Source organism: Streptomyces sp. NPDC093591, from assembly GCF_044764885.1.
Taxonomy (GTDB): Bacteria; Actinomycetota; Actinomycetes; order Streptomycetales; family Streptomycetaceae; genus Streptomyces.
On the sequence record NZ_JBIWIY010000012.1, the window covers coordinates 1 to 24,404 of the forward strand.

The window sequence follows — 24,404 nt, forward strand, 5'->3', positions numbered from 1 at the left end:
GCCGACGATCCGGAGAGCTGGGTGGTGGTGGATCAGTTCGAGGAGGTCTTCACCCTCTGCCGCGAGCGCGCCGAGCGGGACCGCTTCCTCGACCTCCTGCTCGCCGCGCGCGACCCGGGGAGCCGATTGCGCGTGCTCATAGCCGTACGGTCCGACTTCTACGCGCGGTGCGCCGAGCACCCGCGACTGGCGGAGGCGCTGCACACCAGCGGGCTCCTGGTCAGGTCCATGACCGCGGACGAGCTGCGCGAGGCGGTGGTCGGTCCCGCGCAGGCGGCCGGGCTCATCGTGGAGCGGACCCTGACCGCACGGATCGTCGAGGACGTGCTCGACGAGCCCGGCGCACTGCCGATGCTGTCCCACGCCCTGTTGGAGACCTGGCGGCGGCGCAAGGGACGGATGCTGACCCTGGCCGCGTACGAAGCGGCCGGCGGGGTCCGCGGCGCGATCGCGGCCAGCGCCGAGGAGGCGTACGGGGAGCTCTCACCGGCGCAGGCGCACGCCGCCCGGCACCTGCTCCTGCGGATGGTCGAGCCCGGCCAGGGCAACGCCGACACGCGCCGCCCGCTCAGCTGGGAGGAAATGGCCGGGTGGGAGGACCCCGAGGTGCGAGCCGTCGCCGGGCGGCTGACCCGGGCCCGGCTGCTGACCACCGACGACGACGGAGTGCAGCTCGCCCACGAGGCGCTCATCACCTGCTGGCCGCGGCTGCGCGAGTGGATCGACGCGGACCGGGAGCGGCTGCGCCACCACCGGCAGCTGACCGACGCCACCCGCACCTGGCTGGAGCACGACCGCGACCCGGGCACGCTCTACCGGGGCACCCGCCTGGCGCGGGCCGAGGAACTGTTCGCGGGCGACGACCGCGGCCACGACGGCCTGACGTCCGAGGAGACGGCCTTCCTGGTCGCCGCGGCGGAGCAGCGGACGACGGAAGAGCGGGCCGCCACCCGGGCCCGGCGCCGCAGCCGCATACTCACGGCCTCGCTCTGCGCCGTGCTGGCGGTGGCCCTGGTCGTCGGCCTGACCGCCGTGCGACTGCGTCAGGACAGCGAGAAGAAGACCACCGACACGGCGGCCCGCCGGGTGGCCGCGGTCGCCGACGCGCTGCGTACCACCGACCCGCGCACCGCGATGCTGCTCGGCGCCGCCGCATGGCGCATCTCTGAGCTGCCGGAATCCCGCCGAGCCCTGCTGGGCGCACTGGCCCAGCCCGAACTGGACAACTTCACCGACCCGGCGCCCGGTGACACACCGGAGCGGTACCTCGACGTCTCCGGGCGCACTCTGCTCAGCATCAGCGACGGCACCTGGCGAACGTGGGATGTAGGCACCCACCGCCGTATCGCCTCGGGACCGGTACCTCACGGGGCGCTACTCGGCGCGGCTCCGGGCGGCCGGGTGCTCGTCATCCAGACCGCCCAGGACACCCAGCGGCTGTGGGACACCCGAACGAGGCGCTGGATCGGGGACCCCCTGCCGTTCAGGGACACCGTGACCTTCGGGGCAAGCGGCCACAACTACCTGGTGAGGAGCCCGGACGACGACCGGGCCGGGCTCTACTCCCTCACCGACGGCCATCTGGTCTTCCGGACCCCCTCGGCCGGCAGCGGGGAGCTCACCCACGCAGCGGCCGACGACGACCGGCTACTGGCCGTCTGCCCGCGCGGCCGGGCCCCACAGGTCTGGGACACCTCCGCGCGCAGCGTCCGCTCCGGCGCCTGGACGAGCGCTCGCGGCGTCTGTGGGGACGACGCCTTCCTGGGCCTCACCGGCGGCCGGCTCCTCGCTCTCGCCGGGGACCGGGTGCGTGTATGGGACACCACCTCGGGACGGCAGCTCGCCGACGTCACCCATCCAGGTGCCCTTTGGGCCGTCGTGAGCGCGGACGGCTCGTTCCTGGCGACCGGCGGGGGCCGGGAGATCAGCGTGTGGCGTTTGTCCACCGGCGGTGCCCCCGTTTTCCGGCACTCCTTGGCCAACGAGGCGCTCTCCGGTCTCGCCTGGGACTCCTCGCGGCCCCTGCTGCGGTACCTCGAAGGGGGCACGGTCCACACCCTCGACCTCACCACGACGCTCACCCGCGCCTGGCGCAAGAGTCCGCTCGCCGGGGTCCGGCTCAGCCCCGACGGCAGGACGCTCGCCACCGCCGAACGTATCGGTGACCGCTACGTCTTCCAGCTGCGCAACACGCGCGACGGCCGTCTGCTGCGCACCCTGCCGACCCCGTCACTTCCCGTCTCCCGCAACGGCATGCCGGAGGTCCCCGCGGCCGTCACCGAGCCTTTGCTGTCCTTCAGCCCCGACGGCGGCACGTTCGCGTACGGAATCTTCGTCCCCTGGGACACGGCGTCTCAGCGTCTGACGGTGTGGGACGTGGCCGCCGGCCGGGTGCAGACCACTGTGGACCTGGCGACGGCGTCCTCGACGCCCACGGACACGATCGCCCTGGGACCGGGCGGTCGTACGCTCCTCACCGGACGTTTGACCGAGGACGGCTACGACAACGAGACATGGGACACCACTCGGCAGCGGAGGACGGCGCTCCTGCCCGGCCCCGGCGGCGGTCATCTGGCCGTCAGCCCGGACGGCGGGCTCCTCGTGACCGACAACCGCGTCGTCCGAGCGGGCCGGTCCCACGCCCATGACCTCGTCCAGCACGACAGCATCGGAGCCATCGCCTTCGCTCCCGACGGCTCCGGTCTGGCGGCGGGCGACTGGACCGGGCGGGTGGCCCTGTGGGACGGCGACCTCCGGCACCGAGCGGGCATCCTGAGGAACGTCTTTCTGGCGCCCGTCGATCCGTCCTCCGACTCAGCCGAGGCGATCACGGCTCTCGCGTTCAGTCCGGACGGCAGCACGCTTGCCGTCGGCGGCGACGCGGGGACCGTCCAACTCTGGGACATCGCAACCCAGCAACCCCTCGGTCCTTCTCTTCCCACCCCCGGTGAGAGCGTCGACACGCTCGCCTTCAGCCCGGACAGCACCACGCTGTACGCGGGCGGCAAGCACGTCCCGCTCCAGCGGTACGTGGTGGATCCGGACCGCGCGGTGTCCCTCGTCTGCTCCCGTACCGGGAACGCGGAGCTGACCCGGGCGCAGTGGCGCACCTACGTTCCGGACCGGCCGTACAGGCGGGTCTGCCCCTGACCGGCTCCGTGGATCATGAAAGTGGCCGGGTCAGCATGTCCAGTTCGCGTTAGCCCAGAACCACATGCCCTTCACCGTGCCGTCCGTGTTCGTCACCGGCCTGTTGATCTGGAGGCCCGTGAAGCCCTTGCACGGGTAGTACCAGAAGTAGTGGCCGTGGTCGCACTTGCCGCAGCGGACCTCGATCCAGCCCTGGCACTTGCGCCCGCACGGCCATTCGACGGCGGCCGGTCTTCCGGATCTTCATGGACAGCTCTCCCGTCGGATCCCTCGACCCGTTGCCGCACCACTGTGGCTGTCGGTGGCGGTGGCCACGGCGGCGCCGTATCTCTTCCTCGTCCCCGACGCCGCGCCGCGGTTCCTGCTGCCGGCCTACGCCCTGCCGGCGCTCCCTGCCGCGTTCGGGCTCCTCGCCGTCGTCCACCGGGCCCGCGGAGACTGGGACCGGATCTCTTCCGTGCTGCGCGAGCACGGGGTGCCCTCGCCGTGTGTCCTCGCGGGGAACCGTTCGACGATTCCCGTCCCCCACACCGCGGGCTGCACACTGCGGCGCCGGCGGCTCCCGAGGTGCCTTCGCGTCGGTGTGCCGGTCACCGTCCCGGTTCGTACCTCGGCTGTGACGCCATGGCCTCCCGTCTTGCCGCAAAGCGAGCCGGCATCGAGTTGGACCAAGACCCAGGGGATGGCCGCTTTCGCCGGTCGCTGACATCAGCTGCCGCACGAACGACTCCTGCAGTCTGTTCCACACTCCCGTGGCCTGGCCGTCGCCGGCCATCGCTCCGGGAAACGTGCGCGGGGCGAGCGCGCGGGCGACAGCTTCGGCCCCGGCGCGAAGAGGCGGGCGGGGCGTCGAGCAGGTTGCCGGGCAGCCACCGTACGCCGGAGCTCCGCGACCCGTCGCTCCCGCGCACTGCCTTACGTTGACGTCCGGACAAGTAATGTGGAATTAGATCCTCCGGAATTGTCTGTGGCGGCAAAAGGGGCCTGCCAAACAACCTCCCGGCTGTGAGCGTCGGTCGTGACATCGCTGCACGTCGAACAACCGGAGCACGCCATGCCCACCAGCGTCCTCTTCGTGGTCGCCTTGTCCGTCCTTCTCGGAGTCCTGGTGATCATGCTGGCGCCCAGGGGAACCGAGACATCCGGCTCGACGGCGACGGACCGTGGGACGATCAACGCCGAAACCGTCGCCGGCAAGAAACACGTCGACTTCCCACAGGTCCACTGGAACATCAACCGCGGCTCGGGCGCCTATCTGACCATGCTCGACCAGCTGCGGAACCTCGCCGAGACCTCGGCCAACGGCCGCGTCCCACCCGACGTCGACACCGGGGTGAACGTCGTCATCACCGACAACACGGAGACCCGGAGTTTCGCCGACATTGTGATCAGCAGCGGCAACCACACCCCCGCGCTGCATGCGGTCGTACGGCTCAGCGACTTCTGCATCGTGCGGTTCTTCTCCAGCGACACCCCGCACGACTTCGTCCTGAACCTCGCCTCCGACATCCCCGGCAAGGAGGACGCCACCGACGACAACTGGTTCCTCGGCAAGGAGGGCTACGACGCCCTCGCCCGCGTCGCGAACCAGTCGCTGACCGCCGTCAACCTGAGCAAGTTCAGCCTCGAGAACAGCCTCAGGGACCTCGGCATCCGCGGCACCGACCGCACCGCCCAGGCGCGCGGCATGCTGCGCTACATCATCGCCATCACCAAGGCCTCCCGGTTCCGCCCCATCGCCGACCGCATCGCGAACGGCATGGACAACGGGTCCGACGTCTTCGTCACCGCGCAGCAGGTCGGCCTGATGCGTAACTAGACCGGCATCAGCCTTGTCTTCATCGGCCGCACCAACCGCACCGACCTCTCCGTCGACACCGGCGTCGCCGACTGGAGCCCCGGTCTCGCCCAACCCCGAACCCTCGCAACCGAACACTGCGGCTGCCCTCCGCGACTGCTCCCCAAGATCTGCGCCAGAGCCCGATTCCCGTGGACATGGCCAGCCCCGGCACCGGGAGGAGCAGTACGCGTATCACCTGGCACCGCCGAACCGCCGTCCGCGAAGTCGGCCGCGAGGAGATGCAGCAGGTCGGGCGGGAAGCCGGGGCCGTGGTCGCGTACCTCTTCGGCTACGACGCCCATCTCATGTGCCCCGTGACACCGAGCAGGACGCCGTACTCCTTGACGACGGCACACCCACCTTGAAGTCCTCCCAGCTCCCGCCATGGGCTTCAAGCCCGTCTACGACTACCGCGCGGACCAGCTCGGCAAGCAGGCCGGCACGCACGGCGCGATCCTCGTCGCGGGCCGCTGGTGTCGAGGGTCGCTGGCACTGCCTCGCTACCGCATCATGCCGAAACCACCCAACAGCAGCACAGCGAAGCCAGGCCCCACCCGTGAGATAGCTCACGCGTCGGGGCCTGTGGTGTGACCTGATCAGGCTGTGTGATGCCTCACAGCGATCATGAAAACGAGAAACGGGCCCCTGCGGTGACTTCCGTCACCTGCAGAGACCCGTTTCATCGGTTTCTCAGCGTGCGCGAGGGGGGAGTTGAACCCCCACGCCCTTGCGGGCACTGGAACCTGAATCCAGCGCGTCTGCCTATTCCGCCACCCGCGCATTGGGTGTGTCCTCGGGCTTCTTTCCTTGCGGTCCGGCGCCTTCCGACACGCAGAACATTAGCACGCCGGCCAGGGTGGGTTCACATCCCTTACCCCCGGGCAGCCGCCCACCAGCACCGTCGGCACTCCCCCCGACAGCACCGACCAACCCGCGGCGCCCGCCGTTCCGTATCGACGAGTACCTGTTCACGTATCAACCTCGTACCGGTACCACGCATCTGTCCAGGAGCCGGTAGGGGTCCACAGTCAGGTGCGGGACACTGGTTTGCGGCCGCCTCTACGATCCATGGCAGGACGATGTCCCTGAGGAGTTCGAAGCAGAGCCCCACAGGGAACTTCGAGGGCGTCGACACCCGTCGACCGGGCCGACAGGGGGAACCAGCCGATTGACCGGCGCGTGGATACGATCAGTAAGCAGTACCAGGTAAGGCAGCGCCCGCCCGGCGGGATGCAGGACGAAGCAGGCGACGGAGGAGGTGCCCCATGGGAGTCCTGAAGAAGTTCGAGCAGCGTCTCGAAGGTCTGGTCAACGGCACCTTCGCCAAGGTGTTCAAGTCAGAGGTCCAGCCCGTGGAGATCGCGGGAGCGCTCCAGCGCGAGTGCGACAACAACGCGACCATCTGGAACCGCGACCGCACGGTCGTCCCCAACGACTTCATCGTGGAGCTGAGCGCGCCGGACCACGAGCGCCTGAGCCCCTACTCCGGCCAGCTCGGCGACGAGCTCGCCGGCATGGTCCGCGACTACGCCAAGCAGCAGCGCTACACCTTCATGGGCCCGATCAAGGTCAATCTGGAGAAGGCCGACGACCTCGACACCGGCCTGTACCGCGTGCGCAGCCGTACGCTCGCCGGCTCCACCGACCAGCAGGGCGGCGGCCGACCGGCTCCCGCACCCGCCGCCCCGGCCGGGCGGCCCGGTGGTGCCCAGGGCCAGGGCGGCTACGGCTACCCGCCGGCCGCCGCACCCGCCGGCGCCCCGCCCATGCCGGCCGCGCCGCCACCCGGCGGCCGACCCGGCGGTTACGGCTACCCGCAGCCCGCGGGCGGCCAGCGCCCCGCGGCTCCCGCCGCCGGCGGACGCACCCGCTACTGGATCGAGATCAACGGCACCCGCCATCAGATCTCCCGCCCGACGCTGGTGCTGGGCCGCAGCACCGAAGCCGACGTGCGGATCGACGACCCCGGCGTCTCCCGCCGGCACTGTGAGATCCGGACCGGAACGCCCTCGACGATCCAGGATCTCGGGTCCACCAACGGCATCGTGGTGGACGGGCAGCACACCACCCGCGCTACGCTCCGCGACGGCTCGCGGATCGTCGTGGGCAGCACCACCATCATTTACCGGCAAGCCGAAGGGTGAAGCGGGGGCAATGTCAGAGCTGACCCTCACGGTCATGCGGCTGGGTTTCCTGGCCGTACTGTGGCTGTTCGTGATCGTGGCCGTGCAGGTCATCCGCAGCGACCTGTTCGGTACGCGCGTCACCCAGCGCGGCTCCAGGCGCGAGGCCGGCCGGTCCCAGCAGGCCGCCCGGCAGGCGGCGCCTCCGCAGCAGCGCGGCCAGCAGGGCGGCGGCCGCCAGCGCCGTAACGCCCCCACCAAGCTGGTCGTGTCCGAGGGCACCCTCACCGGCACCACCGTCGCGCTCCAGGGCCAGACCATCACCCTGGGCCGGGCGCACGACAGCACCATCGTGCTGGACGACGACTACGCCTCCAGCCGACATGCCAGGATCTACCCGGACCGCGACGGCCAGTGGATCGTCGAGGACCTGGGCTCCACCAACGGCACGTACCTCGACCGAACGCGGCTGACGACCCCCACACCGATTCCGCTGGGCGCGCCGATCCGCATCGGCAAGACCGTCATCGAGCTGCGGAAGTAGTGCTACATCATGAATAGGCGCGAGCGGAGCGAGCACGCGGCGTGGGCCCCCACACCGGGCCCCGGCGCGCTCCCGACCGGAGGGTGGGCACCGTGCGGATGTACCCGGAGCCGACAGGCGAGGTGCGCATGAGTCTGTCACTGCGCTTCGCCGCCGGATCGCACAAAGGCATGATCCGGGAGGGCAACGAGGACTCCGGATACGCCGGACCCCGCCTGCTCGCCATCGCCGACGGCATGGGCGGCGCGGCCGCCGGCGAGGTCGCCTCCTCCGAGGCCATCTCCACCATCGTCGCGCTCGACGACGACGTCCCCGGCTCGGACCTCCTCACCTCGCTCGGCACCGCCGTACAGCGCGCCAACGACCAGCTGCGCTCGATGGTCGAGGAAGACCCCCAGCTCGAGGGCATGGGGACGACCCTGACGGCCCTGCTGTGGACCGGCCAGCGGCTCGGCCTCGTCCACGTCGGCGACTCACGCGCCTACCTGCTGCGCGACGGCGTCCTCACGCAGATCACCCAGGACCACACCTGGGTGCAGCGCCTCGTCGACGAGGGCCGCATCACCGAAGAGGAAGCCACCACCCACCCGCAGCGCTCCCTGCTGATGCGCGCGCTGGGCAGCGGCGACCACGTCGAGCCCGACCTCTCCATCCGCGAAGTCCGCGCCGGCGACCGGTACTTGATCTGCTCCGACGGCCTGTCCGGCGTGGTGTCCCACCAGACCCTGGAGGACACCCTCGCCAGCTACCAGGGCCCCCAGGAGACCGTCCAGGAGCTCATCCAGCTCGCGCTGCGCGGTGGCGGCCCCGACAACATCACCGTGATCATCGCGGACGTCCTCGACCTGGACACCGGCGACACCCTCGCCGGGCAGCTGTCCGACACCCCGGTCGTGGTCGGCGCCGTCGCCGAGAACCAGCACCAGTTGCACGACAACGGCATCATGCAGACCCCCGCCGGACGCGCCTCCGGGCTCGGCCGCCCGGTGCCCGGACAGGGCGGCGGAGGCGGCGAGTTCGGCCCGCCCGGCTCCGGCGACACCACCGGCTACATCCCGGCCGGCAGCTTCGGCGACTACGGCGACGACGACTTCGTCAAGCCCCGCAAGGGCCGCAAGTGGCTGAAGAGATCCTTCTACATCGCCCTCGCGCTCGGCGTGATCGGCGGCGGCCTGTACGGCGGCTGGCGCTGGACGCAGACCCAGTACTACGTCGGCGCAAACGAGGAACACGTCGCGCTGTACCGCGGGATCAGCCAGGACCTGGCCTGGGTCTCGCTCTCGAAGGTGGAGAAGGACCACCCCGAGATCGAACTCAAGTACCTGCCGCCGTACCAGAAGAAGCTGGTCGAGGGGACCATCACCGAGGGCGGCCTGAAGGACGCCCAGGCGAAGATCGACGAGCTCGCCCTGCAGGCCTCCGCGTGCCAGAAGCGCGCCGAGCAGCAGGCCGCCGAGAACGAGAAGAACTCCAGGACGGGCGAGGGCGAGGCCGGAGGCACCACGGGAACCACCCGTACCTCTCTTACGTCCAAGGCGACACCCACGCCGAATCCGTCGGCCACCAACTCCCCGAACCCGTCCACCTCCCCGACACCGACTGCGACGCCAAACCCCGGCCCCACTCTCTCGGAGGAAGAGCAGAAGGTCGTCTCGAACTGCGGTACGCAGTAGGCAAGCCGTGAGAGGCCCCGTCACATCCATGAGCGGTACGAATTCAACGCACTCGCCGACGCACCACACGTCCACGATCGGCGCGATCGGCGCGCCGAGCCGGCGCAACACCGAGCTCGCGCTGCTGGTGTTCGCGGTCGTCATCCCGGTGTTCGCCTACGCCAACGTGGGGTTGGCGATCGACGACCAGGTGCCGGCCGGGCTGCTCAGCTACGGAGTGGGGCTCGGCCTGCTGGCCGGCGTGGGCCATCTCGCCGTACGGAAGTTCGCGCCCTACGCGGACCCGCTGCTGCTGCCGCTGGCGACGCTGCTGAACGGACTGGGGCTGGTGGCCATCTGGCGGCTGGACCAGTCGAAGCTGCTGCAACAGATCGGCCAGGCCGGCGGCAAGGCGACCAACCAGCTGATCTACACGGCGATGGGGATCGCCCTGTTCATCGTGGTGCTGATCTTCCTCAAGGACCACCGCACGCTGCAGCGCTACACCTACATCTCCATGGTCGGTGCGCTGATCCTGCTGCTGCTCCCGCTGGTCCCGGGCCTCGGCGCCGAACTCACGTACGGCGCCAAGATCTGGATCCAGGTCGGCAGCTTCACCATCCAGCCCGGTGAGTTCGCCAAGATCGTGCTGGCGGTCTTCTTCGCCGGCTACCTCATGGTCAAGCGCGACGCACTGGCCCTCGCCAGCCGCCGCTTCATGGGCCTGTACCTGCCGCGCGGCCGCGACCTCGGCCCGATCATCGTCGTCTGGATGATCTCGATCCTCATCCTGGTCTTCGAGACCGACCTCGGCACGTCGCTGCTGTTCTTCGGAATGTTCGTCATCATGCTGTACGTCGCCACCGAGCGGACCAGCTGGATCGTCTTCGGTCTGCTGATGTCCGGGGCCGGCGCCGTCGGCGTGGCCAGCTTCGAACCGCACGTCCAGCAGCGTGTCGCCGCCTGGCTCGACCCGATGCGCGAGTACACCCTCAGCCAGCAGGGCGTCGCCGGCCATTCCGAGCAGTCGATGCAGGCCCTGTGGGCCTTCGGCTCCGGCGGCACCCTCGGCACCGGCTGGGGCCAGGGCCACTCCGAGCTCATCCGCTTCGCCGCCAACTCCGACTTCATCCTCGCCACCTTCGGCGAGGAGCTGGGCCTCGCCGGCGTCATGGCGATCCTCCTGATCTACGGCCTGATCGTGGAGCGCGGCGTGCGCACCGCCCTCGCCGCCCGCGACCCCTTCGGCAAGCTGCTCGCCATCGGACTCTCCGGCGCCTTCGCGCTCCAGGTCTTCGTCGTGGCCGGCGGTGTGATGGGCCTGATCCCGCTGACCGGTATGACGATGCCCTTCCTGGCGTACGGCGGCTCCTCCGTCATCGCCAACTGGGCACTGATCGGCGTACTCATCCGCATCAGCGACACCGCGCGCCGCCCGGCGCCCGCCCCCGCCCCGAACCCCGACGCCGAGATGACCCAGGTGGTCCGACCGACATGAACAAGCCCCTGCGCCGGATCGCGATCTTCTGTGGCCTGCTCATCCTCGCCCTGCTCATCCGGGACAACTGGCTCCAGTACGTCAAGGCCGACAGCCTGAAGGACGACCCCAAGAACCGCCGGGTCGCCATCGAGCGCTATGCCACACCGCGCGGCGACATCATCGTCGGCGGAAACCCGATCACCGGGTACGCGGAGACGACGACGGGCGACTTCAAGTACAAGCGCACCTACAAGAACGGCGCAATGTGGGCGCCCGTCACCGGCTTCGTCTCGCAGGCCTACGGCGCCAACCAGCTGGAGTCCATCGAGGACGGCATCCTCAGCGGCACCGACGACCGCCTCTTCTTCCGCAACACCCTCGACATGATCACCGGCAAGGAGAGGGAAGGCGGCAACGTCGTCACCACCCTCAACGCCGCCGCGCAGAAAGCCGCGTACAACGGCCTGAAGGCGCAGGGCGCCAAGGGCGCCGTGGCCGCCATCGAGCCGTCCACCGGCAAGATCCTGGCGCTGGCCTCCTACCCGTCGTACGACCCCGGCACGATCGCCGGCGGCAGCACCTCCGACGAAGAGGCCTGGAAGAAGCTCCAGAAGAAGAACAACCCCGACGACCCGATGCTCAACCGGGCGCTGCGCGAGGTCTACCCGCCCGGCTCGACCTTCAAGGTCGTCACCGCCGCCGCGGCACTCGAGAACGGCCTCTACACGGACGCGGACTCGCCCACCAAGACGCCGCTGCCGTGGACCATGCCGGGCACCACGACCGTGCTGAAGAACGAGGGCAACATCCCCTGTAAGAACGCGACGCTGCGGGTCGCCCTGCAGTACTCCTGCAACACCGTCTTCGGCAAGGTCGGTTCCGACCTCGGCAACGACAAGATGCTGGAAGAAGCCAAGAAGTTCGGCTTCACCGAGGAGCAGTTCACGCCGGTCCGCACCAGCGCGTCGGTCTTCTCCGACGACATGAACCCCTCGCAGACCGCGCTGTCCTCCATCGGCCAGTTCAACACCGCCGCCACCCCGCTGCAGATGGCCATGGTGGCCTCGGCCGTCGCCAACGACGGCACGCTGATGAAGCCGTACATGGTCGACGAGGTCCAGACCCACAACCTCGACCCCCTCGAGACGACGACGCCCGAGGAGCTCAGCAAGCCGCTCTCGGCGGCGAACGCGGAGATCCTGCAGTCGATGATGGAGACGGTCGTCGAGAAGGGCACGGGTAAGAACGCGCAGATCAGCGGCGTCAAGGTGGGCGGCAAGACCGGTACCGCCCAGCACGGCGTGGACAACAGCGAGAACCCCTACGCGTGGTTCATCTCCTACGCCAAGCTCAGCGACAACAGCTCACCCGTCGCCGTGGCCGTGGTCATCGAGGACGAGAACGCGGTCCGCGACGACATCTCCGGCGGCGGCCTCGCGGCCCCCATCGCAAAGAAGGTCATGGAGGCGGTCATCGGCAACAGGAAGTGACCCCGCTCACGTCCCCTTCACATCGGTGCACGTTGCGATACCGGTCCTGTATCGGGTTACGGGCTTGGCCAGGTCACACAAGATGAGCCGGGTACGGTATGCCCGGACGGACCACCGCCACACCCACAAGGGTGAGGGCGGGACCGACGGAGAGGGCTGGTAGGTAGCTATGGAAGAGCCGCGTCGCCTCGGCGGCCGGTACGAACTGGGCCAGGTGCTCGGTCGTGGTGGCATGGCGGAGGTCTACCTCGCGCATGACACCCGCCTCGGCCGCACCGTGGCGGTGAAGACGCTGCGAGCGGACCTCGCGCGCGACCCGTCCTTCCAGGCCCGGTTCCGCCGGGAGGCCCAGTCGGCCGCCTCGCTCAACCATCCCGCGATCGTCGCGGTCTACGACACGGGCGAGGACTACATCGACAACGTGTCGATCCCGTACATCGTCATGGAGTACGTGGACGGCTCGACGCTCCGCGAGCTGCTGCACAGCGGCCGCAAGCTCCTGCCCGAGCGCGCCATGGAAATGACCATCGGCATCCTCCAGGGCCTGGAGTACGCCCACCGCAACGGCATCGTCCACCGCGACATCAAGCCCGCGAACGTCATGCTGACGCGCAACGGCCAGGTCAAGGTCATGGACTTCGGCATCGCCCGCGCCATGGGCGACTCCGGCATGACGATGACCCAGACCGCGGCCGTCATCGGCACCGCCCAGTACCTCTCGCCGGAGCAGGCGAAAGGCGAGCAGGTGGATGCCCGCTCGGACCTGTACTCGACCGGCTGTCTGCTCTACGAACTCCTGACGGTCCGCCCGCCCTTCGTCGGCGACTCCCCGGTCGCGGTCGCCTACCAGCACGTCCGCGAGGAGGCCCAGGCCCCGTCCGTCTTCGACCCCGAGATCACGCCCGAGATGGACGCGATCGTGTTGAAGGCCCTGGTCAAGGACCCCAACTACCGCTATCAGTCCGCCGACGAGATGCGTGCCGACATCGAGGCCTGCCTCGACGGCCAGCCGGTGGCGGCAACCGCGGCCATGGGCTCCGTCGGCTACGGCGGCTACCCCGACGACCAGCCGACCACGGCCCTGCGCGCCACGGACGCCGGCGCCACGTCGATGCTGCCGCCCATGAACCCCGACGACGGCGGCTACGGCTACGACGACCGCGTCGACCGACGCCGCCAGAAGAAGTCCAACACCTCGACGATCCTGCTGGCCGTCGCGGCCGTGCTGGTACTCGTGGGCGCGATCCTCATCGGCAAGTGGGTGTTCGACGGCCAGGGGGCGAGCAACAACACGGTGCCCGTACCGAGCCTCGTCGGCGAGACGGAGACCAGCGCGAAAGAACTTCTCGGCAACGTCGACCTCAAGCTGGGGACGGTCACGCCGAAGGAGTGCGAGGACCAGCCCAAGGGCAAGATCTGCGACCAGGACCCTGCCGCCAAGACAACGGTCGAGAAGAACTCCACGGTCAACATCGTGGTGTCGACCGGTGCGCCGAAGTTGGCTGTGCCGGATGTCACAGGCCTGACCTTCGACAAGGCGCAGGCCCAGCTCGAGGACAAGGGCTTCAAGGTCGAGCAGAAGACCGAGGAGTCCGACCGCACTCCGGGCGTCGTCATCGACCAGGACCCCAAGGGTGACACGGAGCAGGAAAAGGGCACGACGATCACCCTCACCGTCGCCAAGGAGGAGGAGAAGGCCACCGTGCCGGACGTCCTCGGCAAGTCCTGCGACGAGGCGAAGGCCCAGATGACGGCCAACAACCTGGTCGGCAACTGCACCGAGGTGGAGACCCAGGACCCGAACCAGGTCGGCAAGGTCATCGCGACCTCGCCGGAGGCGGGCAGCTCGGCTGACAAGAACTCCTCGGTGAACATTCAGATCGGAAAGCAGGCCCAGCAGAAGACCCAGGTCCCCAACGTCGTCGGTCAGACGGTGGGCCAGGCCAAGCAGACCCTGCAGGCAGCCGGCTTCACCAACATCCAATTCGCCAACGGCAGCGACCAGAGCGACACCGCCTTCGTCACCGATCAGGACCCGAAGGGCAACCAGCAGGTCGACGACCCGGCGAGCACCCAGGTCACGCTGACCACCGTTAGTTTCGGCAACAACGGCGGAAACAACGGTGGCAATGACAATGGCGGCCAGATCTTCGGCGGCGTGACAGGAACGTCCGCCCGCACGGAGGACTGACCCCGGCCTACATGGCTGAGCCCCGGCGCCCTGCTCAGGGTGCCGGGGCTCAGCCATGTCCGGCTGCCGTGACCACGAACTCGTAGGACATGCGTTCCTCCGTCGATCGTGTCTTCCCATTTCACGACTCGTTGATCGGGTGGGGTGGGGAGTCAGAGCTCTGCCCCGGGCCATACGGCCACACCACACGAACGGAAGGGCAGAACGTGATCAACGAGTCGGCACTGCTGGAGTCGAAGAGCCTGCGCGACAGCGTGCAGGAACGAACCGACGTACTCGACAGGGTGAAGGCGCTGTCGCTGCTGCCGGACGGGATGCATGTGACTACGGCGATGGTGGCGGCGTACTTCGAGGTCGCCGAGACAGTCATCAACAACCTGCTCAGCCGCCATCGGCAGGAGCTGGAGTCCAACGGCATGCAGGTGCTGCGCGGTGCTGACCTGCGTGAATTTCAGGAACTCAATGTGAGTTCCACTTCCGGAGGTGGTTATCCACAGCGGCGCTCCAGCCTGGCCGTCTGGTCACGCCGAGCCGTCCTCAACGTCGCCATGCTGCTCCGAGACAGCGAAGTCGCACGTCAGGTGCGCGTGTACCTCCTCGACATGGAGTACGCGGCCCGCACACAGCCTGTGGAAAACCCCAGCCCCCGCCGACATCGTCTCCCTCGACGACCACATCGACCAGCGCATCGCCCACGTTCTCGGCAAGACCGTCGTCCCCATGTTCAACGCCCTGATCGCCACCGCCGGCGAACACCGCCGCGAACTCATCGAACTCCGCAAGGACATCGAGAACGTCGAAGCCAAGCTCTGCTGGCACCACCGGCGGATCAGCACCCTGGAAGGAGACGCTCCGACCGACCAAGTCAGGGCCTCCATCGCGGCCATGACCTGGCAGGCGTTCGAGCGTCATGTCGCCGACCTGCTGCGCCGGGACGGCTGCACGGACGTCGTCGTACGGCAGGCCCGCAGCGACCGGGGCATCGACGTCACCGGGCGCACAGCGGACGGACGCAGCTTGGCCGTCCAGTGCAAGAACCGGACCGGTCGCGTGTCCGTCCCCAGCGCTGACATGCAGAAGTTCGCCGGAGCAACGCGCGCGATCGGCCAGGTCGATATCGCGCTCTTCGTCGCCACCTGCAACTTCAGCAGCGAAGCACAAGCGATCGCCGATCTGAGCGGAGTCATCACCGTCAACCGCGACGAGTTGGAGGCATGGAGCGCGGGAGTGCGTCTCAAAGCACTGCGATAGGCATCGCACGCGAAAGGCCCGAAGCCGCAAGAGCAAGTTGCGGCTTCGGGCCTTCGCCATGTTAATGACTGCCCCCCCTCAAAGAGGGGGTCAGTCAGCGCAGCTCCTCCGGCAACGACCGCTGCTCATTGACCTTCTCCACCCGCTCCAGCTCCCCCCACACCACATACCGATACCGGCTCGTGTACACCGGCGTGCACGTCGTCAGCGTGATGTAGCGGCCCGCCTTCGTCTTCCCCGACTCCTTCGGGACGGCGGAGAGGACCTTGACGTTGTACTTCGAGGTCTCGGGAAGGATGGCGTAGACCTTGTAGACGTACCACTTGTCCTTCGTCTCGAAGACGATCGGGTCACCCTTCTTGATCTTGTGGATGTTGTGGAACTCCGCGCCATGGCCGTCGCGGTGGGCAGCGACGGAGAAGTTGCCCTTCTTGCCCGAGGTCGGCAGGGTCGCCTTGACCGGGTCGGTGTAGTAGCCGGCCACGCCATCGTTGAGGACCTTCGACGACGTGCCCTTCTCGACCAGGATGTCGTCCCCGCTCATCGTGGGCACGTGCAGAAAGCCGATGCCGTTCTTCGAGTCGAACTCGGCGGGACGGCCGGAGTCCCCGTCGTCCTGGTGGGCCCAGATGTCACGGACCTTGTCGGCCTGTTTGCTCGCCTCACGGTCGGCGACGACGTTCGTCCACCACAGGGAGTAGACGACGAACAGGCCCAGCACCAGGCCCGCCGTGATGAGGAGTTCCCCGAACACGCTGACCGCCATCGCGATCCGGCCCATGCCGCGGCGTCGAGCCGGCCGGCGCTGGGACTCGGTCGCGGCGGTGCGCTCCGCGTGCTCGGTGTCGTCGGTCGTCGCTGCCACGTTCATCTGCCCTTAACTGACGAGCGCATCCGGCTTGCCCTTGCTGCGCGGCCGTTCCTCGACCATCTTGCCCCAGACGATCATCCGGTATTTGCTGGTGAACTCCGGCGTGCACGTGGTGAGCGTGATGTAACGCCCCACCTTGGTGAAACCCGCGTCCCGCGGAACCGGATCCAGCACGCTCACATTGCTCGGCGACGTCACCGGCAGGATCGACGCCATCTTGTAGACGAAATACTTGTCCTGCGTCTCCACGACGATCTCGTCGCCGGGCGTGAGCCGGTTGATGTACCGGAACGGTTCGCCGTGCGTATTACGATGCCCGGCCAGCCCGAAGTTCCCGGTCTTGGCATCCGGCATCGCCGTCTTCAGCTTGCCCTCGCCGTAGTGACCGACCATGCCCCGGTCGAGCACCTTCTTGTTGCTGACGCCCTCCGCGATCGGAACGACGACGTCCAGCTTCGGAATGTGCAGGATGGCGAACCCCTGCCCCGGCTCGAACGTCCCCGGGGCACGCTTGCCGCTCGCCCAGTCGTCCTGAAGGCTGCTCGCCTCCCTGTCCGCCTGCGCATGCGCCCGGACGTTCGTCCACCACAGCTGATAGCTCACGAACAGCAGCATCAGCACGCCGGTGGTGATGAACACCTCACCGATCGCCCGGCTGGCAAGGACGGCCGGACTGGGCCTGCGCGCCCGCGCCTGCCTACGGGCCTCCACCCGCGAGAGCGGGGCCTGAGAAGCCTCCGAGCCACTCTCCGCCGCCTCACCGGCCTCGGACTCCTGACGGGAGCCGCCATGACGCCCGTGACGCCGCTTGGCGGCCTTTCTACGGGCCGCACGGCCGCCCATAGGGGTTCCTGTGGCTGGAGGGGCGGAGGAGGCCGCAGAAGCCGATTTGGACTCGCCGACGGGCGGATCGGCTATCCGCAACGCCACGGTCTCGTCATCGGGCGGGGGTATGTACGGCTCCGCATACGGTTCAACGTGCGGTTCCACGCGCGGCTCGGCATACGGTTCCACATGCGGTTCCGCGTACGGCTCTTGGGACGCGGCAGGCCCCTCGGCGCCGTAACCGGCAGCGCCGTAGCCCTCGCCCCCATAGCCCTCGCCGCCGTGACCGTCAGCGCCATACCCCCCGGCGCCCTGCCCCTGAGCGACGTACCCCTCCCCGCCGTACCACTCCCCGAGCGCACCGGACTCCTCGTACGGCTGCTGCCCGTACGAGGTGCCCTGGTCGCCGGCGCCGCCGTAGGAATCCGTGAAGGACTCCCCGTACGCGGCGCCGGACTCGCGCTCGGGGCGCAGCGCGGTCACGCCGTGGCCCTGCCCACCACCGGGGCGAGCCCCGCCGACCTCGCCACCGCACCCTGGTCGCCGCACTCCACCAGCCAGTTGGCCAGCATCCGGTGCCCGTGCTCGGTCAACACCGACTCGGGGTGGAACTGCACACCCTCGACCGGAAGTTCACGGTGCCGCAGGCCCATGATGATGCCGTCGTGCGTACGCGCGGTCACCTCCAGCTCGGCCGGCACCGTCTCCGGCTCGGCGGCGAGGGAGTGGTAGCGCGTCGCCGTGAACGGCGTCGGCAGGCCCGCGAAGACACCCCTGCCCGCATGCTCGACCAGCGAGGTCTTACCGTGCAGCAACTCCGGCGCACGATCCACCACACCGCCGTACGCCACCTGCATCGACTGCATACCGAGACAGACACCGAAGACCGGCACCCCGGTCGAGGCACAGTGGCGCACCATCTCGATGCAGACCCCGGCCTCCTCCGGCGTACCCGGACCCGGCGACAGCAGCACGCCGTCGAAGCCGTCCTGGGCGTGCGCCGTCGACACCTCGTCGTTGCGCAGCACCTCGCACTCGGCGCCCAGCTGATACAGGTACTGGACCAGGTTGAAGACGAAGCTGTCGTAGTTGTCCACGACAAGGATGCGCGCGCTCACTGGTTGTCCACCGTCACATCGTTGAAGGGCAGGAGCGGTTCGGCCCACGGGAAGACGTAGTTGAACAGGACGTAGACCACGGCCACGACCAGAGCGAGCGAGATCAGCGCCCTCACCCACGCATTCCCCGGCAGATGCCGCCAGATCCAGCCGTACATGCCGTCCCTTCCGTCGCACCACGGCACCAGACTCACGCCGTACAGCCACCAGACTAACGGCGCAACGCCTCCGGTTTCCCGGCCTCCACAGGCTGGACGGAGTCCAGATGCGCCCACACGATCAGCCGGTGACTGTGCCCCCACTCCGGATCGCACGTGGTCAGGGTCAGATAACGGCCCTCCCTCGTGTACCCCGACTTACGGGGCACAGGATCGATCACCTCAATATCCGTGGGCAGTGTTTTGTAAGGGCCTTTGTCGATCCGATACGTGAACCAGGACGTCCCGTCCGTCAGCACCACCGCATCACCGGGACGCAGCCTGGGGAAGTCCTTGAACGGATCACCGTACGTACGCCGGTGGCCGGCCACCGAGAAGTTGCCCTTCTGACCGAGCTGGGCGGTATTCGCGTAGTGGCCCAGCCCCTTCTTGAGGGTCTTGGTGGCGGTGCCTTCGAGCACCGGCTTGTTCCACGTGAAACCAAGACGCGGGATGTACATGATCGCGAAAGGCTCGTCCGCGGTGTACGGCGCGGGCTTCGGCGGACTCGACTGCGGGTTCCTGCCCGGACTCGCGGCGCCACCGGATTCCGCATCCGTCGGCCGCACCGCCCCCTGCGCCCACCGCTCCTGTAACCGATCGATCTGATCGTCCATGACGTGGTCGGCCTTCACGCCGGTCCAGAACAGTACATAGACGACGAAAAGAACGATCACCGTGCCCACGGTGATACACAGCTCGCTGACGGTCCTGACGACAACACGCACCGGCAGCTCCAGAGAAGGCTCACTCCACGGGCTTGGCGTACCGCAGATCCACTGTGCCCGAGTAGCCCGGCAGAGTCACCGTCCCGTCCTCGGTGACTTTCCATCCGAGACCGTAGACATTGACGTACACCATGTAGTTCTGGATCGCCGGCGAAGCCGCGAGCGCCTTCTGCATCTTCTCCGGGTCACCGACCGCCGTGATCTTGTACGGCGGCGAGTAGACCCGGCCCTGAAGGATCAGGGTGTTGCCCACGCAACGCACCGCGCTGGTGGAGATCAGCCGCTGGTCCATGACCTTGATGCCCTTGGCACCGCTCTGCCACAACGCGTTGACCACGGCCTGGAGATCCTGCTGGTGAATGACCAGATAGTCCGGCTGCGGCTCGGGATAACCAGGAAGCTTGGCCGTGGCGTCCGGCGGGGCGTCGTTCAGCGTGACCGTGATCGCCTCGCCCGTCAGCTTCTGCGTCCCCGCACGCTGCTCCAGCGCCGCCAGCTTGTCGTCCTCGGCCTTGGTGCTGCCGTCGTCGCGCTCGGCCAGCGCCTCCACGTCGTCCCTCAGGGCCGCGTTGGACTCGTTGAGCTCGCCGTTCTCGTGACTGCGCTCCTGGATCAGGTCCGAAAGCTTCAGGAGCGAGGCGTCCGTGCGGATGTTGGTGCCCTTGGCCGTGTTGAAACTCGTGAAGAATATGAGCCCCGCGAGAGCGAAGACAGCCGCGGTCAGCACCCGCACCGGCCGGAAACGGCTGCGGACAGGACTGGATCCTGACCCGGGGGAGTCGGCAGAATTGCTCAACGTACCCTTATCTCCTTCGGCGCCGCGGAAGCACTACGCTAACGGACGCCCGGGGGAGCAATCAGAGTCCCCTTGTACGCTGCCCCGAGCCAGCCACAGTTCCCTGCGCGGCCACGCAGCGCATCGACAGGAGAGACCCTCGTGCCGAAGTCACGTATCCGCAAGAAGGCCGACTACACGCCGCCGCCGTCGAAGCAGGCGACCGCCATCAAGCTGAACAGCCGCGCGTGGGTCGCCCCCGTGATGCTGGCCATGTTCCTCATCGGCCTCGCCTGGATCGTCGTCTTCTACGTGACCGACGGTTCGCTGCCCATCGATGCGCTGGGCAACTGGAACATCGTCGTGGGCTTCGGCTTCATCGCCGCCGGATTCGGCGTCTCCACGCAGTGGAAGTAGCGGCCAAGCAGCGGTGAACGCAGCTCTGCCCAGGGCTATCCGGTGAGTTATCCACAGCCGTTTTCCACAGTGTTGAAAAAGAAAGACGATCTGTGGATAACCCATCGACAGTTGACGCCGGTGTGACGGAACTACCGGTCAACCACGACTTGTCGAAAGCCTGTTCGCCCCCTGCCTGACCTGTGGAAACGCCGGTTCCAGACAGGGGGCACAGTTGTTCCCGCACAGCGTGCACAAGATCCGCCACACGCTGTGGACAACAGGACGCGTCAGGTGAGCTGCGCGGTCCTGAGCAGGGTCAGGAGCACCACGACAGCCAGTACGAGAGCGGAAGCCCCGTACTGCACGAGAGTGCGGCGTTCGCGCGGGGCGTGGACCATCGCGTACCCCGTGATGACGCCGGCGACCAGGCCACCGATGTGGGCCTGCCAGGAGATGTTGAAGCCTGGGCTGAAGGTGAAGATCAGGTTGATCACCAGCAGGGCGATGATCGGCCGCATGTCGTAGTTGAGCCGCCTCATCAGGACGGCGGTGGCGCCGAACAGGCCGAAGATGGCACCGGAGGCGCCGAGCGTGGCCGTGGTGGGAGAGGTCAGCAGGTAGGCGAGGGCGCTGCCCGCCAGGCCCGAGACGAAGTAGACGGTGAGGTAGCGTGCGCGGCCGAGGGCGGCTTCCAGGGGGCCGCCGAGGAACCACAGGCTGAGCATGTTGAAGCCGATGTGCCATGGCTCCTCGTGGGTGAACATCGAGGTGACCAGGCGGTACCACTCGCCTCCGGCGACGCCCTCGGTGGGCGTGAACGGGGCCGGTGGCCATGCGCCGAGGAGGACGAGGTCGTTGAGCAGTGACGACCATGCGTGCACGGCGATGAAGACCGCGATGTTGATGCCGATGAGGATCTTGGTGAACAGCCGGGGGTCGGCCGTGATGGTGCCGCCGGCCAGCGTGCGGGGCTGGGAGGCGGTGGGGGCGTGCCCTGTGCCGGAGCCGGTGCGGACGCAATGGGGGCACTGGAAGCCGACGGACGCGCTGACCATGCAGTCCGGGCAGATGGGGCGCTCACAGCGGGTGCAGCGGACGCCGGTTTCGCGATCCGGGTGGCGGTAGCAGACGGGCAGGCTCTGCGCGTCCTGCGGGCTGCCTGCCGGCTGGTCCATGAGGTCCCCTAGGTCGTCTTACGCGGTGCACGTCCTCAATACACCGCCCCGCTCATCCTTACGGACGAGCGGGGCGTTTGGTTCCCTGCGGGAGGTGTCGGACTCGGCTGCGTCTCGGGCTCAGCCTTCGCGGGTCTCGACGAGGACCGACTCGATGACGACGTCGCTCACCGGGCGGTCGGTGCGCGGGTTGGTCTGGACGGTCGCGATGGCGTCGACGACCTTCTGGCTGGCGGGGTCGATGACCTCGCCGAAGATGGTGTGCTTGCGGTTCAGCCAGGTCGTCGGGGAGACGGTGATGAAGAACTGCGAGCCGTTGGTGCCCGGGCCTGCGTTGGCCATGGCGAGCAGGTAGGGCTTGTCGAAGCGGAGGTCCGGGTGGAACTCGTCCTGGAACTGGTAGCCGGGGCCGCCGGTGCCGTTGCCGAGGGGGTCGCCGCCCTGGATCATGAAGCCGCTGATGACGCGGTGGAAGACCGTGCCGTCGTAGAGCTTGGTGGTGGACTTCTCACCGGTGGTGGGGTTGGTCCACTCACGCTCGCCCTTGGCTAGCTCGACGAAGTTCTTGACCGTGATCGGCGCGTGGTTCGGGAGGAGCCGGACCTGGATGTCGCCGTGGTTGGTCTTCAGGGTGGCGTAGAGCTGCTCGGCCACGATCTGCCTTCCGTTGTCTTTCTGTGACTCCCCGATCCTCGCACGGACGGCGGCTCACGTCGCCCGTCGCTCGTTCATGGGCACGCAACCTGGGCGATCCCTTGCAGAAAACTGCTCGAGTACTCCCGGGTTAGGGCGCGCGGCGCGGGGATCCGTGGCATTGTCGACGACAAGCTCCCGTTGTCCCTTATTGATCCGCTATTGCACTCGATCAACTCCATCCGCACCCATATGCCTGCCTTCGCATGCTGCGGAGCGGTCGGGGAGGCATGATCCGTAAAAGGGTGGAGAGTCGAAATACCGTACGCCACCGAGGAGGAGGATCCCGTGACCCGCATTGACAGCGTGCGCGCCGCGACCGGCTCGGCGAAGGACAGCGTGCTGCACGCCGCGGAAGTGGTGGCGCCCTACGCCGACACCGCCAAGGACAGGGCCGCGCACTACGCACACGAGGCACGCGTACGGCTCGCGCCGAAGGTGACGCAGGCCACCGAGCAGGCCCGCGCGCAAGCCCTGCTGCAGTACGGGGTGCATGTCGCGCCGCGTCTGGAGCAGGCCCGTGCACATGTGCCGCCGAAGGTCGATCTGGCTGCTCATGAGGCGGCCGCCCGTACGCGCAAGGCGGCTCGGCAGGCCGCCGACTATTCCCGGCCGAGGATCGAGCAGGCGGTGGCCGCGGCCGGGCCCGTCAGGGGCGAGGCCGCTGCGCGTGGTGCCGCCGCGCTGGCTGCGCTGCGCGGTCAGGTCTCGCCGAAGGAGATCGAGAAACTGGTGCGCAAGCACCAGCGGCGTGCCAAGGCCGGCCGTGCCGCGAGGGTGCTGGCGTTGGTCGGTGTTCTCGCGGGTGGTGCCTTTGCCGCCTGGAAGTGGTGGGACAAGCAGGCCAACCCGGACTGGTTGGTCGAGCCCCCTGCCGCGACCGAGGTGCCGGAGTCGAGCCGTCTTTCTTCGGTGGACGGCAGCGGCCAGTCGGTTCTCGATCCTGAGGTCCAGGCGAAGGAGGCCGAGGAGGAGGCTGCCCGGCGCGACGAGGGCCGGTGATGTGAGGGCAGCTGACGTGTGAGGGCTGGTGACGGCCTGCACGACGAACTGCGCTGTGGGGCGGAGGACTTGAGGGTCTCCCGCCCCACAGTGATGTTTCACGTGGAACATCACCTCCGCTCAGGCCCGTGCTCACGGCAAGGCCGCCTGTTTCTCCTCCTCGGCGCCCTCGCCAGCGACCCACGGAGCGGCGGGGCGGGCGGCGCACTGCCACCGGCTGGGGCCGATGCCGAGGGCGACTGCTGTCTCGACCGCGCTGTGGCCGGGGTCGAAGTGCAGGAAGACGACGTCCATCTGGCGCGGACAGTTGGCCGGTGGTGCTGTGCCGTCCTGATGTCACGCGAGGCCTGTCAGTGCCCCCGGCAACCTCGGGATGGGGCGTGTTTACGCACTCACCGCACGATGACGTTTGCAACGGGCCGCGTGTGCAGGTCCCGCACATATGTTCTTAACGGAGTGCATCTTCCTGGTTACTCGCGCGCGTTCACACCAGCTCACGCAAGGCCTCGATACCGGAGCGCGCGCCCCTGGCGCCGCGTGGGACACCTACCGTCCACCCTGCATGCCGCATTCGCCGCACCGATTTGCGCAAACACCAGCAACCACCCCACCACCGGTCACGTGATGCACGTCACCCAGGAACCGGCTGCGCCTGGAGCCCACGGAATGCAAAACCGGCCAGAGCCCGCGAGGGCGTCTGACCGGTACGAGGTGTGGAGCCTAGGGGAGTCGAACCCCTGACATCTGCCATGCAAAGACAGCGCTCTACCAACTGAGCTAAGGCCCCGGAAAGGGAGCATCCCACCGGAAGAACCACGTACCGGCAGGTGCCGCAGACCAGAGTACCGGGTCGCCCCCCGTATCTCGCAAAAAGATTGGGGGTCCCGATGAACGACCACT

21 protein-coding genes and 2 tRNA genes are annotated in these 24,404 nt (G+C 68.2%); 12 read left to right on the plus strand and 11 right to left on the minus strand.

The genetic code is table 11. From position 1 onward, the window contains the following. The 3 genes from ACIREI_RS25010 to ACIREI_RS25020 form a co-directional block, all read left to right on the plus strand. The coding region (locus ACIREI_RS25010) for a WD40 repeat domain-containing protein (RefSeq protein ID WP_403336799.1) at positions 1-3,150 on the plus strand (3,150 nt) is incomplete at its 5' end. Positions 3,151-4,204: 1,054 nt separating this feature from the next. Further along, a complete protein-coding gene (locus ACIREI_RS25015; RefSeq protein WP_403336802.1) occupies positions 4,205-4,969 on the plus strand; it encodes a ribosome-inactivating family protein in 765 nt (254 codons plus the stop codon). A gap of 405 nt (positions 4,970-5,374) precedes the next feature. Then, entirely contained in the window at positions 5,375-5,581 is a 207-nt protein-coding gene (locus ACIREI_RS25020; protein WP_403336804.1) for a hypothetical protein, read from the plus strand. A 105-nt stretch (positions 5,582-5,686) separates the two neighbouring features. On the opposite strand, the gene ACIREI_RS25025 is transcribed toward ACIREI_RS25020, so the two are convergent. Continuing rightward, a tRNA-Leu gene (locus tag ACIREI_RS25025) sits at positions 5,687-5,770 on the minus strand. A gap of 485 nt (positions 5,771-6,255) precedes the next feature. Between ACIREI_RS25025 and ACIREI_RS25030 the strand changes: the two genes are divergently transcribed. The 7 genes from ACIREI_RS25030 to ACIREI_RS25060 all read left to right on the plus strand — a co-directional run bounded on the left by ACIREI_RS25030 (position 6,256) and on the right by ACIREI_RS25060 (position 15,721). Beyond that, positions 6,256-7,134, plus strand: coding sequence for an FhaA domain-containing protein (locus ACIREI_RS25030; RefSeq protein ID WP_403336807.1), 879 nt, complete (start codon positions 6,256-6,258; stop codon positions 7,132-7,134). Between the two features lie 10 nt (positions 7,135-7,144). Further along, positions 7,145-7,657, plus strand: coding sequence for an FHA domain-containing protein (locus tag ACIREI_RS25035; RefSeq protein ID WP_403336810.1), 513 nt, complete (start codon positions 7,145-7,147; stop codon positions 7,655-7,657). Positions 7,658-7,785: 128 nt separating this feature from the next. Next, positions 7,786-9,330, plus strand: a complete 1,545-nt coding sequence (locus tag ACIREI_RS25040) for a Stp1/IreP family PP2C-type Ser/Thr phosphatase (RefSeq protein ID WP_403336813.1) — start codon at positions 7,786-7,788, stop codon at positions 9,328-9,330. Between the two features lie 28 nt (positions 9,331-9,358). Continuing rightward, positions 9,359-10,807: an FtsW/RodA/SpoVE family cell cycle protein gene (locus ACIREI_RS25045; protein ID WP_403336815.1), complete on the plus strand. Its 1,449-nt coding sequence runs from the start codon at positions 9,359-9,361 to the stop codon at positions 10,805-10,807. Beyond that, positions 10,804-12,279 carry a peptidoglycan D,D-transpeptidase FtsI family protein gene (locus tag ACIREI_RS25050; protein ID WP_403336818.1) on the plus strand — a complete coding sequence of 492 codons (1,476 nt, stop codon included), beginning with the start codon at positions 10,804-10,806 and terminating at the stop codon, positions 12,277-12,279. Before ACIREI_RS25045 ends, ACIREI_RS25050 begins: the two co-directional genes overlap by 4 nt. 169 nt (positions 12,280-12,448) lie before the next feature. Continuing rightward, positions 12,449-14,470 carry a Stk1 family PASTA domain-containing Ser/Thr kinase gene (pknB, locus tag ACIREI_RS25055; RefSeq protein ID WP_403336821.1) on the plus strand — a complete coding sequence of 674 codons (2,022 nt, stop codon included), beginning with the start codon at positions 12,449-12,451 and terminating at the stop codon, positions 14,468-14,470. Positions 14,471-15,190: 720 nt separating this feature from the next. Beyond that, on the plus strand, positions 15,191-15,721 hold the full coding sequence (locus tag ACIREI_RS25060; protein ID WP_403336824.1) for a restriction endonuclease: 531 nt from the start codon (positions 15,191-15,193) through the stop codon (positions 15,719-15,721). 94 nt (positions 15,722-15,815) lie between these two features. On the opposite strand, the gene ACIREI_RS25065 is transcribed toward ACIREI_RS25060, so the two are convergent. The 6 genes from ACIREI_RS25065 to ACIREI_RS25090 are packed head-to-tail and all read right to left on the minus strand — an operon-like array spanning position 15,816 to position 20,256. Then, entirely contained in the window at positions 15,816-16,592 is a 777-nt protein-coding gene (locus ACIREI_RS25065) for a class E sortase (RefSeq protein WP_403336827.1), read from the minus strand. Between the two features lie 6 nt (positions 16,593-16,598). Then, a complete protein-coding gene (locus tag ACIREI_RS25070) occupies positions 16,599-17,900 on the minus strand; it encodes a class E sortase (protein ID WP_403336830.1) in 1,302 nt (433 codons plus the stop codon). Beyond that, positions 17,897-18,535 (minus strand): aminodeoxychorismate/anthranilate synthase component II, encoded by a 639-nt coding sequence (locus ACIREI_RS25075; RefSeq protein ID WP_403336832.1) that lies wholly within the window; start codon positions 18,533-18,535, stop codon positions 17,897-17,899. Before ACIREI_RS25075 ends, ACIREI_RS25070 begins: the two co-directional genes overlap by 4 nt. Continuing rightward, positions 18,532-18,729: a hypothetical protein gene (locus ACIREI_RS25080; protein ID WP_199830144.1), complete on the minus strand. Its 198-nt coding sequence runs from the start codon at positions 18,727-18,729 to the stop codon at positions 18,532-18,534. The genes ACIREI_RS25075 and ACIREI_RS25080 overlap by 4 nt, the downstream gene beginning before the upstream one ends. Positions 18,730-18,746: 17 nt before the next feature. Next, the gene (locus ACIREI_RS25085) at positions 18,747-19,460 is read right to left on the minus strand and encodes a class E sortase (protein ID WP_403336835.1); all 714 of its coding nucleotides are present in this window, start codon (positions 19,458-19,460) and stop codon (positions 18,747-18,749) included. Positions 19,461-19,479: 19 nt separating this feature from the next. After that, the gene (locus ACIREI_RS25090) at positions 19,480-20,256 is read right to left on the minus strand and encodes a DUF881 domain-containing protein (protein ID WP_403336838.1); all 777 of its coding nucleotides are present in this window, start codon (positions 20,254-20,256) and stop codon (positions 19,480-19,482) included. A gap of 141 nt (positions 20,257-20,397) precedes the next feature. On the opposite strand from ACIREI_RS25090, the gene crgA reads away from it, so the two are divergent. After that, positions 20,398-20,652, plus strand: a complete 255-nt coding sequence (gene crgA, locus ACIREI_RS25095) for a cell division protein CrgA (RefSeq protein WP_030047324.1) — start codon at positions 20,398-20,400, stop codon at positions 20,650-20,652. Between the two features lie 269 nt (positions 20,653-20,921). On the opposite strand, the gene ACIREI_RS25100 is transcribed toward crgA, so the two are convergent. Both ACIREI_RS25100 and ACIREI_RS25105 read right to left on the minus strand, forming a co-directional pair. Further along, the gene (locus ACIREI_RS25100) at positions 20,922-21,809 is read right to left on the minus strand and encodes a rhomboid family intramembrane serine protease (RefSeq protein WP_403336841.1); all 888 of its coding nucleotides are present in this window, start codon (positions 21,807-21,809) and stop codon (positions 20,922-20,924) included. Positions 21,810-21,929: 120 nt separating this feature from the next. After that, positions 21,930-22,463, minus strand: coding sequence for a peptidylprolyl isomerase (locus ACIREI_RS25105; RefSeq protein WP_403336843.1), 534 nt, complete (start codon positions 22,461-22,463; stop codon positions 21,930-21,932). A gap of 327 nt (positions 22,464-22,790) precedes the next feature. On the opposite strand from ACIREI_RS25105, the gene ACIREI_RS25110 reads away from it, so the two are divergent. Further along, positions 22,791-23,504, plus strand: a complete 714-nt coding sequence (locus ACIREI_RS25110; RefSeq protein WP_403336846.1) for a DUF5324 family protein — start codon at positions 22,791-22,793, stop codon at positions 23,502-23,504. 132 nt (positions 23,505-23,636) lie between these two features. Here the strand turns inward: ACIREI_RS25110 and ACIREI_RS25115 are convergent, their stop codons facing one another. Both ACIREI_RS25115 and ACIREI_RS25120 read right to left on the minus strand, forming a co-directional pair. Beyond that, positions 23,637-23,798: a hypothetical protein gene (locus ACIREI_RS25115; protein WP_403336849.1), complete on the minus strand. Its 162-nt coding sequence runs from the start codon at positions 23,796-23,798 to the stop codon at positions 23,637-23,639. 420 nt (positions 23,799-24,218) lie between these two features. Next, positions 24,219-24,291: transfer RNA gene (locus ACIREI_RS25120), tRNA-Ala, on the minus strand. Positions 24,292-24,404 lie beyond the last annotated feature (113 nt).

Coding starts and splice junctions, on each gene's coding strand:
- ACIREI_RS25015 (WP_403336802.1), top strand. CDS start 4,205: ATGCCCACCAGCGTCCTCTTCGTGGTCGCCTTGTCCGTCCTTCTCGGA.
- ACIREI_RS25020 (WP_403336804.1), top strand. CDS start 5,375: ATGGGCTTCAAGCCCGTCTACGACTACCGCGCGGACCAGCTCGGCAAG.
- ACIREI_RS25030 (WP_403336807.1), top strand. CDS start 6,256: ATGGGAGTCCTGAAGAAGTTCGAGCAGCGTCTCGAAGGTCTGGTCAAC.
- ACIREI_RS25035 (WP_403336810.1), top strand. CDS start 7,145: ATGTCAGAGCTGACCCTCACGGTCATGCGGCTGGGTTTCCTGGCCGTA.
- ACIREI_RS25040 (WP_403336813.1), top strand. CDS start 7,786: ATGAGTCTGTCACTGCGCTTCGCCGCCGGATCGCACAAAGGCATGATC.
- ACIREI_RS25045 (WP_403336815.1), top strand. CDS start 9,359: ATGAGCGGTACGAATTCAACGCACTCGCCGACGCACCACACGTCCACG.
- ACIREI_RS25050 (WP_403336818.1), top strand. CDS start 10,804: ATGAACAAGCCCCTGCGCCGGATCGCGATCTTCTGTGGCCTGCTCATC.
- pknB (WP_403336821.1), top strand. CDS start 12,449: ATGGAAGAGCCGCGTCGCCTCGGCGGCCGGTACGAACTGGGCCAGGTG.
- ACIREI_RS25060 (WP_403336824.1), top strand. CDS start 15,191: ATGTTCAACGCCCTGATCGCCACCGCCGGCGAACACCGCCGCGAACTC.
- ACIREI_RS25065 (WP_403336827.1), bottom strand. CDS start 16,592: ATGAACGTGGCAGCGACGACCGACGACACCGAGCACGCGGAGCGCACC.
- ACIREI_RS25100 (WP_403336841.1), bottom strand. CDS start 21,809: ATGGACCAGCCGGCAGGCAGCCCGCAGGACGCGCAGAGCCTGCCCGTC.
- ACIREI_RS25115 (WP_403336849.1), bottom strand. CDS start 23,798: ATGGACGTCGTCTTCCTGCACTTCGACCCCGGCCACAGCGCGGTCGAG.